7 protein-coding genes and 3 pseudogenes are annotated in these 16,197 nt (G+C 75.2%); 4 read left to right on the top strand and 6 right to left on the bottom strand.

The genetic code is table 11. The features are described 5' to 3' along the window. Nucleotides 1-420 precede the first annotated feature (420 nt). The 3 genes from MW084_RS10480 (at nucleotide 421) to MW084_RS10470 (ending at nucleotide 6,998) form a co-directional block, all read left to right on the top strand. Nucleotides 421-921, top strand: a complete 501-nt coding sequence (locus tag MW084_RS10480) for a DUF6912 family protein (RefSeq protein ID WP_010475253.1) — start codon at nucleotides 421-423, stop codon at nucleotides 919-921. 40 nt (nucleotides 922-961) lie between these two features. Next, a complete protein-coding gene (locus MW084_RS10475; RefSeq protein WP_010475255.1) occupies nucleotides 962-1,624 on the top strand; it encodes an HAD family hydrolase in 663 nt (220 codons plus the stop codon). Nucleotides 1,625-2,057: 433 nt separating this feature from the next. Beyond that, on the top strand, nucleotides 2,058-6,998 hold the full coding sequence (locus MW084_RS10470) for an NAD-glutamate dehydrogenase (protein ID WP_010475256.1): 4,941 nt from the start codon (nucleotides 2,058-2,060) through the stop codon (nucleotides 6,996-6,998). A gap of 164 nt (nucleotides 6,999-7,162) precedes the next feature. On the opposite strand, the gene MW084_RS10465 is transcribed toward MW084_RS10470, so the two are convergent. The 6 genes and pseudogenes from MW084_RS10465 to MW084_RS24560 form a co-directional block, all read right to left on the bottom strand. Further along, on the bottom strand, nucleotides 7,163-8,059 hold the full coding sequence (locus MW084_RS10465; RefSeq protein WP_029553862.1) for a carbohydrate ABC transporter permease: 897 nt from the start codon (nucleotides 8,057-8,059) through the stop codon (nucleotides 7,163-7,165). Beyond that, nucleotides 8,056-8,205, bottom strand: a pseudogene (locus tag MW084_RS10460) (sugar ABC transporter permease); the annotation flags it as partial. The pseudogene MW084_RS10460 and the gene MW084_RS10465, both read right to left, overlap by 4 nt. 10 nt (nucleotides 8,206-8,215) lie before the next feature. Next, on the bottom strand, nucleotides 8,216-9,364 hold a 1,149-nt coding region (locus tag MW084_RS10455), incomplete at its 3' end, for a carbohydrate ABC transporter permease (RefSeq protein WP_420833736.1). A gap of 4 nt (nucleotides 9,365-9,368) precedes the next feature. Beyond that, nucleotides 9,369-10,748, bottom strand: a complete 1,380-nt coding sequence (locus tag MW084_RS10450; RefSeq protein ID WP_039830020.1) for an ABC transporter substrate-binding protein — start codon at nucleotides 10,746-10,748, stop codon at nucleotides 9,369-9,371. 128 nt (nucleotides 10,749-10,876) lie between these two features. Then, a pseudogene (locus tag MW084_RS10445) lies at nucleotides 10,877-11,440 on the bottom strand (FHA domain-containing protein); the annotation flags it as partial. A gap of 33 nt (nucleotides 11,441-11,473) precedes the next feature. Continuing rightward, nucleotides 11,474-13,945, bottom strand: a pseudogene (locus MW084_RS24560) (FHA domain-containing protein); the annotation flags it as partial. Between the two features lie 405 nt (nucleotides 13,946-14,350). On the opposite strand from MW084_RS24560, the gene MW084_RS10430 reads away from it, so the two are divergent. After that, nucleotides 14,351-16,036, top strand: a complete 1,686-nt coding sequence (locus MW084_RS10430; protein ID WP_039830183.1) for a serine/threonine-protein kinase — start codon at nucleotides 14,351-14,353, stop codon at nucleotides 16,034-16,036. Nucleotides 16,037-16,197: the final 161 nt, after the last annotated feature.

The following is a 16,197-nucleotide window of genomic DNA, read 5'->3' as shown; positions in this document are numbered from 1 at the left end:
GGCGGGGAGTTGCGGACGCGGGTCGCGCCCGCGCCGAGTCCCTCCGGGGCCTTCCACAGCGGCTCCGGGCCGCTCGCGCCGGCCGGCCCCCGTGCCGCGGGGAGGCGTGGGGTCCGTGCTTCGGAGGTGGGGATCGGGGTGGGCGGCATGGGCGTGGTCCCTTCCGTCAGCCCGGATTACCGGGGAGTAACTTCGCGGTGGCCCACTTCTACGGGGGCGGCGCCCGCCCCGCAACGTGCCGTCAAGCCGGCGACGCGCGGCTCCGGAATCACCTATCCGGGTGACAGGGCCCAAGGGGCGCCCGGGTCGGCGGGGGGTCGACGCATCACGGGGTGGACGCCGGAGGGGGTCCGTACCGGCCCCCGAAGGGGTACCGCCGCACGTATCCTGAGGACGTCCCCGACTACGAAAGCGGCTGTCATGCGCGTCTACGTTCCCCTGACCCTCCCCGGTCTCGCACGGGCGCACGGGACGGGCGTCCTCGGCGCCGGCGCGTTCACCGCCTACGCCGTCACGCCGGGGCTGCGCGAGTGGTACGTCTCCGACGACATCGAGGAACTCGAGTACGCCGCGCTCAGCCGCGCCGCGGCCGCGTCCCTGCGCCTCCTCGCCGCCGACCCGGACGCCGCGCGCCGCCGGGTCGTCGTCGCCGTGGACGTCCCCGACGGCGCCGCGACCCCCGACCGCGGCCTCGACCCCGCGGCGATCGGCGAGGTGCGGGTCGCCGGGCCCGTCCCGCTGGCCGAGGCCGCCGCGGTGCACGCCGACGCGGCCGACGCCGAGGCCGCCGTGCGCGCCGCCGCCGACGCGCTCGGCGCGGCCGACGCGGGCGACGACGACGCCCGCTTCACCGTCGACGGCGCCGAGGACCACGAACTGCTCTGGTACGGCGTGCAGGAGATTCCCCACCTCCTCGGCTGAGACCGGGCCCGTTGTCGGACCCCGCCGGTACGGTCGTGGCATGGGGAAGCAACGCGCGCATCTCGTCTGGGACTGGAACGGGACCCTGCTCGACGACATCGGCACCGTCATCGAGGCGACCAACGCCTCCTTCGAGGAGATAGGCCTGCCGCCGATCACGCTCGAGCGGTACCGCGAGCTGTACTGCGTGCCCGTCCCCCTCTTCTACGAGCGGCTGCTGGGCCGGGTGCCCACCGAGGAGGAGTGGGCCGTCATGGACGGCACGTTCCACCGGCACTACTGGGCGCGGGTCGGCGCCTGCGGACTCGCCGACGGCGCGGCCGAGCTGCTGGCGGCCGCCCGCGAGTTCGGACGGACGCAGTCGCTGCTGTCGCTGGCGCCGCACGAGCACCTGGTGCCGCTGGTGCGGCAGTACGGCATCGAGGAGTGGTTCGTCCGCGTCGACGGGCGCACCGACCGCTCCACGTCCGGCAAGGCCGAGCACATGGTGCGGCACCTGCTGGCCCTCGACGGCGTCCCGCCCGAGCGGACCGTGGTCATCGGCGACGCCCGGGACGACGCGATCGCGGCCGCCCACGTCGGTGCCCGGGCCGTGCTGTACACGGGCGGGTCGCACAGCCGCGCCAGCCTGGAGAGCGCGGGCGTCCCCGTGGTCGACACGCTGGCCGAGGCCGTCGCCGTCGCCGAGGACCTGATCGGCTGACCCGGCGCGCCGCCCGGAGGCCCGGTCGTGCGGCTCGATCCGCACTCCCTCCGCGGGGCCTACCCGCCCGCCGGGATACCTGTCACTGTCCACGTTGTCAAACTTCGGGGTCGCCTTTTGTACACATGCGGCCCATGACGTTTCCGGGGTGGGGAGCGATAGCCTGGACCCGTGATCAGCGCCATACGCCGTGGGGGCAGCGCAGCCCCCGGCCGGCATCCGGCGGGCCACCGCGCCCGGGCGGGTGCTGATCCCTCCTGCCCGGCTGCTCCGCCGTCCCCGGCACCCCCGCCGAGAACGGCCGACAATCGTCCGGGCTTCCTTCATTTCGGCATAACGTCCCCGCCGAGCGGATACCCCGCGTTGAAGCGTGAACGTGATGCCACCCCCTTCCCCTACGTCACGCAACGGCGCGCGACAGGAGCCAGAGGACATGCAGACCAAGCTGGACGAAGCCAAAGCCGAGCTGCTCGAACAGGCCGCCCGGGCAGCTGAGAACGAGACCGGGGGCAGGCCCGACCCGGGCATCGTGCTCGAGTACCTCCAGCGCTACTACCTGCACACCGCTCCCGAGGACCTCACCGACCGCGACCCGGTCGACGTGTACGGAGCGGCACTGTCCCACTACCGGCTGGCCGAGAACCGCCCCCAGGGCACGGCGAGCGTCCGCGTGCACACGCCGACGGTCGAGGAGAACGGCTGGACGTGCAGCCACACCGTCGTCGAGGTGGTCACCGACGACATGCCGTTCCTCGTCGACTCCGTCACCAACGAGCTGTCCCGGCAGAACCGCGGCATCCACCTCGTCGTGCACCCGCAGATCGTCGTCCGCCGCGACGTGACCGGCAAGCTCGTCGAGGTCCTCCCCTCCGGCCCCGGCTCCGAGACCGGCGGCCACGACAGGCCGCACGACGCGCTCGTCGAGTCGTGGATCCACGTGGAGATCGACCGCGAGACCGACCGCGCCGACCTCAAGCAGATCACCGCCGACCTGCTGCGCGTCCTGTCCGACGTCCGCGAGGCCGTCGAGGACTGGGAGAAGATGCGCCAGGCCGCGCTCCGCCTCGCCGACGGCCTCGCGGACGAGCCGACCGCCGACGACCTGCGGCCCAGCGAGGTCGAGGAGGCCCGCGAGCTGCTGCGCTGGCTGGCCGACGACCACTTCACGTTCCTCGGCTACCGCGAGTACGACCTCGTCGACGGCGACGCCCTCGCCGCCGTGCCCGGCACCGGCCTCGGCATCCTGCGCTCCGACCCGCACCACGGCGGAGACGACGACGCCCACGGCCACCCGGTGTCCCCGTCGTTCAACCGGCTGCCCGCCGACGCCCGCGCCAAGGCCCGCGAGCACAGGCTGCTCATCCTCACCAAGGCCAACAGCCGCGCCACCGTCCACCGCCCGTCCTACCTGGACTACATCGGCGTCAAGAAGTTCGACGAGCAGGGCAACGTCGTCGGGGAGCGCCGCTTCCTCGGCCTGTTCTCGTCCGCCGCCTACACCGAGTCCGTCCGGCGCGTCCCCGTCATCCGCCGCAAGGTCTCCGAGGTCCTCGACGCGGCCGGCTTCTCGCCCGCCAGCCACGACGGCCGCGACCTGCTGCAGATCCTGGAGACCTACCCGCGGGACGAGCTGTTCCAGACCCCGGTCGACCGGCTGCTGTCCATCGCCACCAGCGTCCTGTACCTCCAGGAGCGCCGCCGGCTCCGCCTCTACCTGCGCCAGGACGAGTACGGCCGCTACTACTCCGCCCTCGTCTACCTGCCGCGCGACCGCTTCAACACCACGGTCCGCGAGCGGCTCACCGACATCCTGAAGGAGGAGCTCGGCGGCACCAGCGTCGACTTCACCGCCTGGAACACCGAGTCGGTCCTCTCCCGCCTCCACTTCGTCGTCCGCGTCCCGCAGGGCACCACGCTCACCCCCCTCACCGACGCCGACGCCGACCGCCTGGAGAACCGGCTCGCCGAGGCCGCCCGCTCCTGGGCCGACGGCTTCAGCGAGGCGCTCAACGCCGAGACCGGCGAGGAGCGCGCCGCCGACCTGCTGCGCCGCTACGCGGGCGCCTTCTCCGAGGGCTACAAGGCCGACCACTCGCCGCGCTCCGCCGTCGCCGACGTCCTCCGGATGGAGCAGCTCACCCAAGAGGGCCAGGACTTCGCGCTCTCCCTGTACGAGCCGGTCGGCGCCGCCCCCGGCGAGCGCCGCTTCAAGATCTACAAGACGGGCGCGCAGGTCTCCCTCTCCGCCGTCCTGCCGGTCCTCAACCGGCTCGGCGTGGAGGTCGTCGACGAGCGCCCGTACGAGCTGCGCTGCGCCGACCGCACCCATGCCTGGATCTACGACTTCGGCCTGCGCGTCCCCGCCCCCGCCGGGAACGGCGACCGCCTCGGCGACGACGCCCGCGAGCGGTTCCAGGAGGCGTTCGCCGCGACCTGGACCGGGCAGGCGGAGAACGACGGGTTCAACGCGCTCGTCCTCAGCGCCGGACTGACCTGGCGGCAGGCCATGGTGCTGCGCGCCTACGCCAAGTACCTGCGGCAGGCCGGTTCGACGTTCAGCCAGGACTACATGGAGGACACCCTCCGCAACAACGTCCACACGACGCGGCTGCTCGTCTCGCTGTTCGAGGCGCGGATGTCGCCGGAGCGGCAGCGGGCCGGCACGGAGCTGACGGACGGCATCCTGGAGGAGCTCGACGGCGCCCTCGACCAGGTCGCCTCGCTCGACGAGGACCGCATCCTGCGCTCCTTCCTCACCGTCATCAAGGCGACCCTGCGGACCAACTTCTTCCAGAAGGACGCCGAGGGCCGGCCGCACGCGTACGTGTCGATGAAGTTCGACCCGCAGGCCATCCCGGACCTGCCGGCGCCGCGCCCCGCGTTCGAGATCTGGGTGTACTCGCCGCGCGTCGAGGGCGTCCACCTGCGCTTCGGCAAGGTCGCGCGCGGCGGCCTGCGCTGGTCCGACCGGCGCGAGGACTTCCGCACGGAGATCCTCGGCCTGGTCAAGGCGCAGATGGTGAAGAACACCGTCATCGTCCCGGTCGGCGCGAAGGGCGGCTTCGTCGCCAAGCAGCTGCCCGACCCGGCCGTGGACCGCGACGCGTGGCTGGCCGAGGGCGTCGCCTCGTACCGCACGTTCATCTCCGCGCTCCTCGACATCACCGACAACCTGGTCGGCGGCGAGGTCGTGCCGCCCGCCGACGTGGTCCGCCACGACGAGGACGACACGTACCTGGTGGTCGCCGCCGACAAGGGGACGGCGACGTTCTCCGACATCGCCAACGAGGTCGCCGTCGCGTACGGCTTCTGGCTCGGCGACGCCTTCGCCTCCGGCGGCTCCGCCGGGTACGACCACAAGGGCATGGGCATCACCGCGCGCGGCGCCTGGGAGTCCGTGAAGCGGCACTTCCGCGAGCTGGGCCACGACACGCAGACGCAGGACTTCACCGTCGTCGGCGTCGGCGACATGTCCGGCGACGTGTTCGGCAACGGCATGCTGCTGTCCGAGCACATCCGCCTCGTCGCCGCCTTCGACCACCGGCACATCTTCGTCGACCCGAACCCGGACGCGGCCGTCTCGTACGCCGAGCGCCGCCGCCTGTTCGAACTGCCCCGCAGCTCCTGGGCCGACTACGACCCGGAACTGCTGTCGCCCGGCGGCGGCGTCCACTCGCGGCAGGCCAAGTCCATCCCGGTCAACGCCCACATGCGGGCGGCGCTCGGCATCGACGAGGGCGTCACCAAGATGACCCCGGCCGAGCTGATGAAGGCCATTCTCAAGGCGCCGGTGGACCTGCTGTGGAACGGCGGCATCGGCACGTACGTCAAGGCGTCCACCGAGTCGCACGCCGACGTCGGCGACAAGGCCAACGACGCCATCCGCGTCAACGGCGAGGACCTGCGCGTCAAGGTCGTCGGCGAGGGCGGCAACCTGGGCCTCACCCAGCTCGGCCGCATCGAGTTCGCCCGCGCCGGCGGCCCCGAGGGCACCGGCGGCAGGATCAACACCGACGCCCTCGACAACAGCGCCGGCGTCGACACCTCCGACCACGAGGTGAACATCAAGATCCTGCTGAACGGCCTGGTCGCCGAGGGCGACATGACCGTCAAGCAGCGCAACGCGATCCTCGCGGAGATGACCGACGAGGTCGGCTGCCTGGTGCTGCGCAACAACTACGCGCAGAACGTGGCGCTCTCCCTCGCCGTCCACCAGTCCGCCTCCCTCCTCCACGCCCACCAGCGGTTCATGCGCCGGCTGGAGGGCGAGGGACGCCTCGACCGGGACCTGGAGTTCCTCCCCGGCGACCGGCAGATCCGCGAACTGCTCAACGGCGGCAAGGGGCTCAGCCAGCCCGAACTCGCCGTGCTGCTCGCCTACACCAAGATCGCGGTGGCGGAGGAGCTGATCACCACCGACCTGCCGGACGACCCGTACCTGCGGAGCCTGCTCCACACGTACTTCCCGACCACCCTGCGCGAGCGGTTCCCCGAGCAGATCGACGCGCACGCGCTGCGCCGCGAGATCATCACCACGATCCTGGTGAACGACACGGTCAACAGCGGCGGCTCGACGTTCCTGCACCGGCTCCGCGAGGAGACCGGAGCGTCGCTCGCGGAGGTCGTCCGCGCGCAGACCGCCGCCCGCGCCATCTTCGGCCTGGGCGCCGTCTGGGACGCCGTCGAGGCGCTCGACAACCGGGTCCCGGCCGAGGTGCAGACCCGGATCCGGCTGCACTCGCGCCGCCTCGTCGAACGCGGCACGCGCTGGCTGCTCAACAACCGGCCGCAGCCGCTCCGGCTCGCCGAGACGATCGACTTCTTCGGCGTCCGCGTCGAGCAGGTGTGGGCCGAACTGCCGAAGATGCTGCGCGGTGCCGACCTCGACTGGTACGAGGGCCTGGTCGCCGAGCTGACCGGGGAGGGCGTGCCGGAGGAGCTGGCCGTGCGGGTCGCCGGGTTCTCGTCGGCGTTCCCGACGCTCGACATCGTCGCCGTCGCGGACCGCACGGGCAAGGAGCCGCTGGCCGTCGCCGAGGTGTACTACGACCTCGCCGACCGGCTGGGGATCACCCAGCTGATGGACCGCATCATCGAGCTGCCGCGGGGCGACCGCTGGCAGTCGATGGCCCGCGCCGCGATCCGCGAGGACCTGTACGCGGCGCACGCCGCCCTCACCTCCGACGTGCTGTCCGCCGGGAACGGCTCGTCGACGCCGGAGGAGCGGTTCGCGGCCTGGGAGGAGAGGAACGCGCCCCTGCTGGCCCGGGCGCGGACCACGCTGGAGGAGATCCGGAACTCCGACGCGTTCGACCTGGCGAACCTGTCGGTGGCGATGCGGACGATGCGGACGCTGCTGCGCGCCCACGGCTGAGCCGCGGCGCGGCCGGTACGCGTACGGACGAAAAGGGGCGCCCACCCGCGTGGTGGGCGCCCCGCCCCGTTCCCGCGGCCGGGCCGTGCCGGGAGGCGCGGGNNCGCCGCCCACCGAGCCGCCGCCCCGCCGGGCGCGGCGGCGCGGCGTCCGCGGGGGAGGCGCTACTTCACCGCCCCCGCCATCACGCCCGACACGAACTGCCGCTGGAAGGCGAAGAACACCACCAGCGGCACCACCATCGACACGAACGCGCCCGGCGCCAGCACGTCGACGTTGTTGCCGAACTGCCGCACCTGCTGCTGGAGCGCCACCGTGATCGGCGGGGCGTCCGAGTCGGCGAAGACCAGCGCGACCAGCATGTCGTTCCACACCCACAGGAACTGGAAGATGCCGAGCGACGCGATCGCCGGGCCGCCCAGCGGCAGCACCACGCGCGCGAAGAGCCGCATCTCGCCCGCCCCGTCGAGGCGGGCCGCCTCCAGCAGCTCGCGCGGGATCTCCGCGAAGAAGTTGCGCAGCAGGAAGATCGCGAACGGCAGGCCGAAGGCCGTGTGGAACAGGACCACGCCCAGCGTCGTCTCGAAGACGCCGATCCGCCCGAACAGCTCCGACACCGGCACCAGCGCCACCTGCACCGGCACCACCAGCAGTCCCACCACGGCCAGGAACCACCAGTCGCGGCCCGGGAAGTCCATCCAGGCGAACGCGTACCCGGCGAGCGAGCCGAGCACGACGACGAGCACCGTCGCCGGGACGGCGATCATCGCCGTGGAGAGCAGCGAGTCGGTGATCGCCTCGTTGCGCAGGATCGCCGCGTAGTTGTCGGCCGTCAGCCGCGCCGGCGCGGTGAACACCGTCCACCAGCCACTCCCGCTGATGTCGGACGGCGACCGCAGCGAGGACAGCAGCAGACCCACCGTGGGCATCAGCCAGAACAGCGCGACGGCGACGAGGAACACCTGCACGGCGCCCCCGGCCAGCCGCGACACCAGCCGGGACGCCGGCCGGGGTGCGGGCCGGACGCCCGGCGGCGCCGACGCGGCACGAGATCCCCTCATCGTCCCGACCTCCTGATCCGCCGGATGTTGAAGAACATCACCGGGAGCACCAGCACCAGCAGCAGCACCGAGATCGCGCTGCCGACGCCCAGGTGGGCGTCGGTGCCGAAGGACGAGCGGTACAGCTGGAGGGCGAGCACGTTCGCNNCNNGTCNNGAAGATCTTCAGCACGTTGATCACCAGCGTCACCAGCACCACCGCCAGCACCGGCGCGAGCATCGGCACCGTCACCCGGCGGAACACCTGCCACTCGTTGGCGCCGTCCACGCGGGCCGCCTCCAGCAGCTCGCGCGGCAGGCCCGCGAGGCCGGCCGCGATGAGGACCATCGCGAAGCCCGCCCACATCCACACGTAGGCGCCGATCACGGCGGGCGTCACCAGCGCCGGGCCCAGCCAGTCCAGACCGTTGTACGGCTCCCGGAAGTTGGCCTCCGGCAGCCGCAGCAGCGCCCCGTCCGCCGCGGCGGGCAGGGTGAACGACCCGTCCGCCGCCGCCGTCGCCGAGGCGACGACCCGCCCGTCCCTCACCGCCTCGATCCGCAGGCCCTTCAGGCCCCGCTCCCCGGCGTCGACGGTGTTGGGGGTGCCCCCGCCGCCCTTGGTGAAGTCCAGCCACGCCGTGCCGGCGACCGCGCCGGGCGCGGGCCGCGGCTCGCGCGCCGGCCGGGCGTCGTCGGGCATCTTCGCCGGCGCCACCCCGACGAGCGGCAGCCGTGCGGGCGTCCCCGCCCGCACCGGCTCCTTCGTCACGTACGCGCCGCCGCCCGCCGCCTTGAGCGGGTGCACCGGCAGCGGGCGGGCCTTGGGGTAGCCGGCCGACTCGGCGAACGTGTCGTGGACGCCGACCCACACCGCGTTCGCGACGCCCCGGTCGGGGTCCTGCTCGTACACCAGCCGGAAGATGATCCCGGCGGCCAGCATGGATATCGCCATCGGCATGAAGACGACCAGCTTGAACGCCGTGCCCCAGCGGACCCGCTCGGTCAGCACGGCGAAGACCAGCCCGAGGGCGGTGGCCAGCGCCGGCGCGGCCACCACCCAGATCGCGTTGTTCCGCACCGCCGTCAGGATCGTCTCGTCGGTGAAGATCTCCGCGTAGTTGTCCAGGCCGACGAAGGCCGTACCGGCCCGGTCGAGGAACGACCGCTGGACGGAGTACCCGATCGGGTACACGACGAGGGCGCCCAGCAGTACCAGCGCGGGCAGCAGGAACAGGGCGGCGAGCAGTCCGCGGGTGCCCGCCGTGCTCCCGCGGGCGGGCCGCCGGTACCGCTGCCGCGTCCGGAGCGGGGGAGCGGCGGTCACGGCGTCAGCTCCCGCTCCGGTACGCCTTGGCCGCGTCCGCCTCCAGGCGCGCCTGCGTCCCCGCGACGTCCCTAGGGTTCCTCAGGAAGTCCTGGAGGGCCTTCCACTCGCCCTTGCCGGGCGTGCCGCCGAAGGACTGCGGCATCTGGTCCGACATGTCGAAGCGGAAGTCGTCGCCGGCGGCGATCAGCGCCTTCGCGATGCCGCGCTGCACGTCGTCGGGGTACGCGGCCGGGTCCAGCGACTTGTTGGGCGAGACGAACCCGCCCTGGGCCGCCCAGACCGCCGCCGCGTCCGGCGACGCGAGGAACGTCAGCAGCGCCTGCGCCGCGGGCTTGTCCGTCAGCGCCACCGCCACGTCCCCGCCCGTCACCACGGGCGGTTCGCCGCCGTCCACGGCCGGGAACGGGAACACCTTCGCGTCCGTGCCGATCTTCGCCTCGGTCTGGGCGATGTTGACCGCCACGAAGTCGCCCTCGAAGACCATCGCGGCCTTCGGCTGGTCGCCGCCCGTGAAGGTCTGCGTCACCGACGCGGGGAACTCCGTCTGCAGCGCGCCGGCCGCGCCGCCCGCGATCAGGTTCGGCTTCCCGAACAGCTCGGCGAGCGTCTTCAGGGCCCGGGCCACCGACGGGTCGGTCCACTTGATCCGGTGCGCCGCCAGCTGGTCGTACTTCTCCGTCCCGGCCTGCGACAGGTAGACGTTCTCGAACCAGTCCGTCAGCGTCCACCCGTCCGCGCCGCCGACCGACACGGGCGTGACCCCGGACGCGGAGATCGTCTCGGCGGTGGCCAGCAGTTCCTTCCACGTCTTCGGCTCGGAGGCGCCCGCGTTGTCGAAGACCGCCGTGTTGTACCAGACCAGCGACTTGTTGGCGGCCTTGAAGTACACGCCGTACTGCGTGCCGTCCACCGCCCCGAGGTCCCGCCAGCCCTTGGTGTAGTTCTTCGCCAGCTGCGCTTTCGCCTCCGCGCCCACCGGCTTCGCCCACTTCCGCTCGACGGCCTGCCGGAGCGCGCCGACCTGCTGGAGCATCGCCACGTCGGGCGGCGAGCCGCCGGCGGTCTTCGTGCCGATGTAGTTGAGCATCGCGTCCTGCGTCGGCACGTACGAGACGCGTGCGCCGGTGCGCTTCTCGAACTCCTTCAGGACCTTGGCGAACGCCTCCTGCTCCGGTCCCGTCCACACGCCGACCACCTGGAGGCGCTGCCCGTCCAGCTTCGGCAACCGGACGGTCTGCGCGGTGCTCCCGCCGCTCGCGTCCCCGCCGCCGGCGTCCCCGCCGGAGCGGGTCCCGCCACCGCCGCCGCAGCCGGCGAGGGTCAGGGCCCCCGCGACCGCGAGGGCCACAACGGTCCGGCGTTTGAGCGGAGTTGTACGCATCACTGCCCCGTTTCTTCCGTGTGCGTCGACCCTGTCGTCCTGTTGCTCTGGTCTACGCGGCGCACCGGAGGGCCGCAATACCGCCTTCCGCCCCGACTCCCGGATCGTGATCTTCTCGTGACGTCCCGTCAGCGCACGGGGCCGACGGCGTCGGGCGCGGCCGTGAGCGGCGGCAGGGGCACCGCGCCGACCGAACGGGCCGCCCGGTCCAGGGCGCTGCCGAGCAGGGCCAGGTCCGTCGGCCCGTTGCCCAGCTCCCGCACGGGGCGGCGGGCCGGCGGGTCGCCCATGCGCTCCCACTCCAGCGGTACGACGGTGGGGCGCAGCGTCGCCGTGCGCGGGATCCGCCCGGTCACCCGGCCCGCCTGGAACGGCGTCGTCCGCCCGTCGGCGCGGCGCAGCCGCCCCCGGCCGGGCGCCGGGTCGTCCGGGCCCGGCGGCACGGGCGGCGCGTCCAGCACGACCCGCGACCGCGCGCGGCGGTCCGGTTCCGTCCCGGCCGTGCGGTCCGGGTGGGCCGTCGCCGCCACCAGGTGGACGCCCAGCCGCCCCCCGTCCCGCGCGACGGCCTCCAGCGCCCGTACGACCGAACCGGCCGCCGGGCGGCCCGGACTGCCGAGGGCGGGCGCGACCAGCGCGTCCAGGTCGTCGACGAGGACCACGAGGCGCGGCGGCGGGGGCGCCTCGCCCCCNGNNGCCGCGCGCCNNNCGCNGCNNNNGNNACNGGCGCACGGCCCGGCGCGGGGGCCTGGCCGCCGCCGCGCTGCTCGGGGACGGCCCGGTCGGCGGGCGGATCGCCCGGGCCGCCGTCGCCGTGCGCGGACCGGTCGCCGAGACCCTCGTGCCCCGGCAGTTCCGCGCGCCGCTTCAGCTCGGCGCCGAGCGCCTGCGCGAACGCCCGCATCCGCACCGGGTCCGACGCGACCAGGTGCTCCACGACGTGCGGCAGGTCGGTGCAGGGCGCGAGCCCCTCGCCCCGCTCGCCGCCCGCGCCGTCCACCAGCAGCAGCCCGAGCCGGTCGGGCCGCGACGAGGCGGCGAGCGACGCCGCGACGGAGCGCAGCAGCTCCGTGCGCCCGCTCCCCGGCGGGCCCTCGATCAGCAGGTGCGGGCCGTCGGCGCCGGTCAGGTCCACGCCGACCGGGCCGTGCGGGCCCGCGCCCAGCACCGCCGTGCCGTCCGGGGCGGACGCCCAGCGGGCCATCAGCGACGCGGGCGTGGCCCTCGCCAGCTCCAGCTCCTCCAGCAGGCGCGAGGAGAGGGGCAGCGCCGCGGCCGCGGCCCGCCCGCGCTGCTCGGGCCCGTTCGCGCGCAGCGGGGCCAGCGCCCGGGCGAACCGCTCCGCCCACGCCGGCGACACCGCGTCGACCGTCGCGGCCGTGCCGTGGCCCGCCGGGTGGCCGCCGGCCGTCCGCATCACCCGCAGCGCCGTCGCCACCTCGCCCGTCAGCAGGCCCACCGCGCCGCACTCCCGGAACGCCGGCGCCGCCGCGCACGCCGCCTCGTAGGCCGCCGCGACCGGGAACACCGCCGTCGCGGGCGCCGTCTCCACCAGGCACAGCAGGTGGACGCCGGCCGCCGCGCCCCCGCCCGCCAGCCGCGCGGCCGTCTCCCGCAGCGCCCCGTCGCCCGGGTCGCCGTCGACCACCACCACCGTGTACGGCCCCGGGGCGGCCCCCGGCCCGCCGTCCAGGCGCCGGGTCAGCTCCGCCAGCCGCGCGGCGGCCTGGTCCCGGTCGTACGCGAGGAGCAGCCGGCAGTCCTGGCCGTGCGCGGGCCGCACGTGCGGCAGCCAGCCGAGCCACGCCCAGTCGCGGCGGCGCTCCTCCAGGGGCCGGGCGGGGTCCGCGCCGATCAGCACGATCTCCAGGTCGGCCGGGGCGTGCAGCGCGGCGAGCTGGGCCACGACCGAACGGGCCAGCCCCAGGAGCCGGGCGCGCGGCCCGGCGAGCCCCAGCGCCCCGGCCTCGCGCAGCCCGACCGTGACGGGCACCGCCGCGAGGTCGGCGCGGTCCGTCGTGCCGAGCCGCACCGCGAGCGCCTCCGGGTGGGCCGGTGCCCGCTCCCAGAGCCGCCGGCCCGGCCCGAGGGCGGTCAGCAGGACGGCGGCCGGGTCCGGCCACGCCTCGGGGCCGGGCCCGCGCGGCACGTCCGGTACGCCGGCCCCGGTGTCCCGGCCGTCCGGGGCCGCCCGGTCCCCGCGCCCGCCGGCCAGCCGCCGGGCCCAGGCCCCTATCCCGCGCCGCCGGGCCGGCTCCCCGCTCCCGGCGGGGGGCCGGCGGGGGCGGGCGCCGCCCCGTCGCGGGCGTCCGGGACGCCGGACGGGCCGCCCGGGGCGGGGCCGGCGGGGAGGCGCCGTGTTCCGCCGGCCGGCCGCCGTGCGGACCGTCCCCGCCGGGGGCGCCGGGGGCCCGGGCGGCGCCCGTACCGGAGTCCGGGGCGGGACCGGGCCCGGCGCCGGGCGCCCGCTCGCGGTCCCCGGCGGGGCCGGGCGGCCGCCCGCGCCCGTCGTCCGCCGCGCCGTCCGCCGGGGACGGGACCGGCACGGGCGTGACGCGTACGTGGCCCTCGCCGTCCGGGGTCGTGGACAGGGGGGCGGCGGGGTCCGTACCGGCGGACAGGCGCAGGGTCGACTCGCCGACCCGCAGCAGCGCCCCCGCGGGCAGGCGGACGGGCCGGGGGCCGACGGGCCGGCCGTCCAGCGCCGTCCCGTTCGTGGAACCCGGGTCGGCGACCGTCACGAGGCCGTCCTCGCCGACCGCCACCTCGCAGTGGAGCCGCGACACGTCCGGGTCGTCCAGCGGCACGTCGGCGTCGGCGGAGCGGCCGACGCGGACGTGCCCGGGGTGCAGCAGGTGCACCCCGCCCGCGTCCGGGCCGGCCACCACGTGCAGGCGCGCGACCGCGCCGCCGTCCGCGGGCGCGTCGTCCGCGGGGGCCTGGAGCGCCAGCACCGCCCCGTCGACGAGGGGCGGCTCGCCCAGGGCGCAGCGCTGGAGGTCGAGCCGTTCGCGCCCGGCGTACAGCACGACGGGGCCGCTGCCCGCCGCGCCGTCCGGGCCTGCCGCCGCGGCGGCGACACCGGACGCCACGGCGGCCAGCGCGGTGCCGGCCGGGGCGGTGACGAGCACGTCGCAGGCGCGCCGTGCGGTCTGCCCGCCGGGCGGCGCCGCGAGGACGGTCAGCCGGATCTGCATCGCCGTCAGCGGTCCCTTCTGCGCGACGCGCCCGGCGGTGGGGGCAGGCCCTCGACGTCCCCCGCCCGTGCGCGGACACGTCGTCCGGTACAGGTCGGCACGGCCCGTCGCGGAGGGTTCCGCCCCCGCGGCGCGCCGTGCAGGTGCATCCTCCCACCTGCCGCCGGTCCGGCGCCCGCCGACGAGAAAAAACGATCTTGGAATTCCGGTCCGCCCGGGGACGCGGCCCCGCGTCCATCCCCGGCACCTCCGCGTCCCGGGCAACCGGGCGCCCCGCCCGCACGTCTTTCCCCCCGTCCGCCCGGCGGCGAGATGTTCGAGGGAAATTCGAAGGAAGCGGAACGGCACTACAGTGGGTCGGACGAAAAGCCAGTTTCGGACCACGATCGCAGGGAGCACATGACCGTGCGGCCAGTCGGCAGCAAGTACCTGCTCGAGCAGCCGCTCGGACGCGGCGCCACGGGCACCGTCTGGCGTGCCCGCCAGAGGGAGACGGCGGGCGCCGAGGCGGCCGTCCCGGGCCGGCCCGACGAGATCGTCGCGATCAAGGTCCTCAAGGAGGAGCTCGCGAACGACGCGGACGTCGTGATGCGCTTCCTGCGGGAGCGCTCCGTCCTCCTGCGCCTCACCCACCCCAACATCGTCCGCACCCGCGACCTGGTGGTCGAGGGCGACCTGCTCGCCCTGGTCATGGACCTCGTCGACGGCCCGGACCTGCACCGCTACATCCGCGAGAACGGCCCGCTCACCCCGGTCGCCGCGGCCCTGGTGACCGCCCAGATCGCGGACGCGCTGGCGGCCAGCCACGCCGACGGCGTCGTGCACCGCGACCTGAAGCCGGCGAACGTCCTGCTCGCCGAGCGCGACGGGCGGATGCACCCGATGCTCACCGACTTCGGCATCGCCCGCCTCGCCGACTCCCCGGGCCTCACCCGCACCCACGAGTTCGTCGGCACGCCCGCCTACGTCGCGCCCGAGTCCGCCGAGGGCCGCCCGCAGACCTCCGCCGTGGACATCTACGGCGCCGGCATCCTGCTGTACGAGCTGGTCACCGGCCGTCCCCCGTTCGCGGGCGCCACCGCGCTGGAGGTCCTGCACCGGCACCTCAGCGAGGAGCCCCGCCGCCCGTCGACCGTGCCGGCCCCGCTGTGGACGGTCATCGAGCGCTGCCTCAGCAAGGACCCCGACCGCCGCCCCGGTGCCGAGAGCCTCGCCCGGGCGCTGCGCGTGGTCGCCGCGGGCATCGGCGTCCACGCGAGCCCCGCCGAGATCGAGGCGGCCGAGGGCGTCGGGGCGCTGCTCGTCCCCGATCCGTCCCCCGCGCCCGTCCCGACCGCGCCGGACGTCCCCGGCTCCGCCGACGCCACGCAGGTCCTGCCGAACACCGGCCGGGGCGCCTCGCAGTACGACCCGGCCGCCGCGACCAGCGTCCTCCCGCAGGCCGGCCCCGGCGGGCCGGGCGGACCGGGCGGCGCGGCCGACCCGACCGCGGTCATGCCCCCCGTACCGCAGTCCGCGCCGCAGCCCGACGGGCCGCACCCCTGGCAGACGCAGCTGCGCGCGGCCCGGGACCGCAACGAGCAGACCCAGGTCCAGTACCTCACCCCCGACGAGGACCCCCTGCGCCGCCGTCCCCAGCGGCAGCCGCAGCCGCCGCAGCCGCAGCCGCACCCGCCGCAGCACCGGCAGCAGCCTCCGCCGCAGCAGTACGCGCCCCAGCCGCCCCGGTCCCAGCCGCCCCGGCAGCAGTACGCCCCGGCGCCGCAGCAGCAGCAGTACGCGCCCCAGCCGCAGGCGCCCCAGCAGCCCCAGCAGCCCCAGCCGCCGCAGCCCGCGCCCCGCGCCCCGCGGCGGCGCAGTGCCAACCCGATGCGCATCCCGGGCCTGGGGTGCCTCAAGGGCTGCCTGTTCACGATCGTGCTCCTCGTCGTGGCCGGCTGGCTCATCTGGGAGCTGACCCCGCTCCAGGACTGGCTCGCCCAGGGCAGGAGCTACTGGCAGGCCATAGGCGACGCGGTCTCCGCGGTCAGCGACTGGATCTCCGAGCTGACCAGCAGCGTGGAGGCGCCCTCCCCGCCGGCGGAGCTGTGACCCCGCCGGGGCGGCCCGCGCCGCCCCGGCACCCGGCCGGCCGCACCGCCCCTCCGCCGTCCCGTGCCCGGGGCGGCGGCTGAACTGGCCCTTACACACATCTCACGCTGCCGCCCACCCCTAACCAGCATATGAAGAGGTCCCCCGTAACCCTCAAACAA

The sequence above is a fragment of the Streptomyces sudanensis genome, from assembly GCF_023614315.1.
Taxonomy (GTDB): Bacteria; Actinomycetota; Actinomycetes; order Streptomycetales; family Streptomycetaceae; genus Streptomyces; species Streptomyces sudanensis.
The sequence above is the reverse complement of the archived record's forward strand: the minus strand, read 5'-3'. Positions and strand labels throughout refer to the sequence as shown.

Bases quoted from the DNA above. Each gene is read 5' to 3' on its own strand.
- MW084_RS10480 (WP_010475253.1), top strand. From the start codon at position 421: ATGCGCGTCTACGTTCCCCTGACCCTCCCCGGTCTCGCACGGGCGCAC.
- MW084_RS10470 (WP_010475256.1), top strand. From the start codon at position 2,058: ATGCAGACCAAGCTGGACGAAGCCAAAGCCGAGCTGCTCGAACAGGCC.
- MW084_RS10450 (WP_039830020.1), bottom strand. From the start codon at position 10,748: ATGCGTACAACTCCGCTCAAACGCCGGACCGTTGTGGCCCTCGCGGTC.
- MW084_RS10465 (WP_029553862.1), bottom strand. From the start codon at position 8,059: ATGAGGGGATCTCGTGCCGCGTCGGCGCCGCCGGGCGTCCGGCCCGCA.
- MW084_RS10475 (WP_010475255.1), top strand. From the start codon at position 962: ATGGGGAAGCAACGCGCGCATCTCGTCTGGGACTGGAACGGGACCCTG.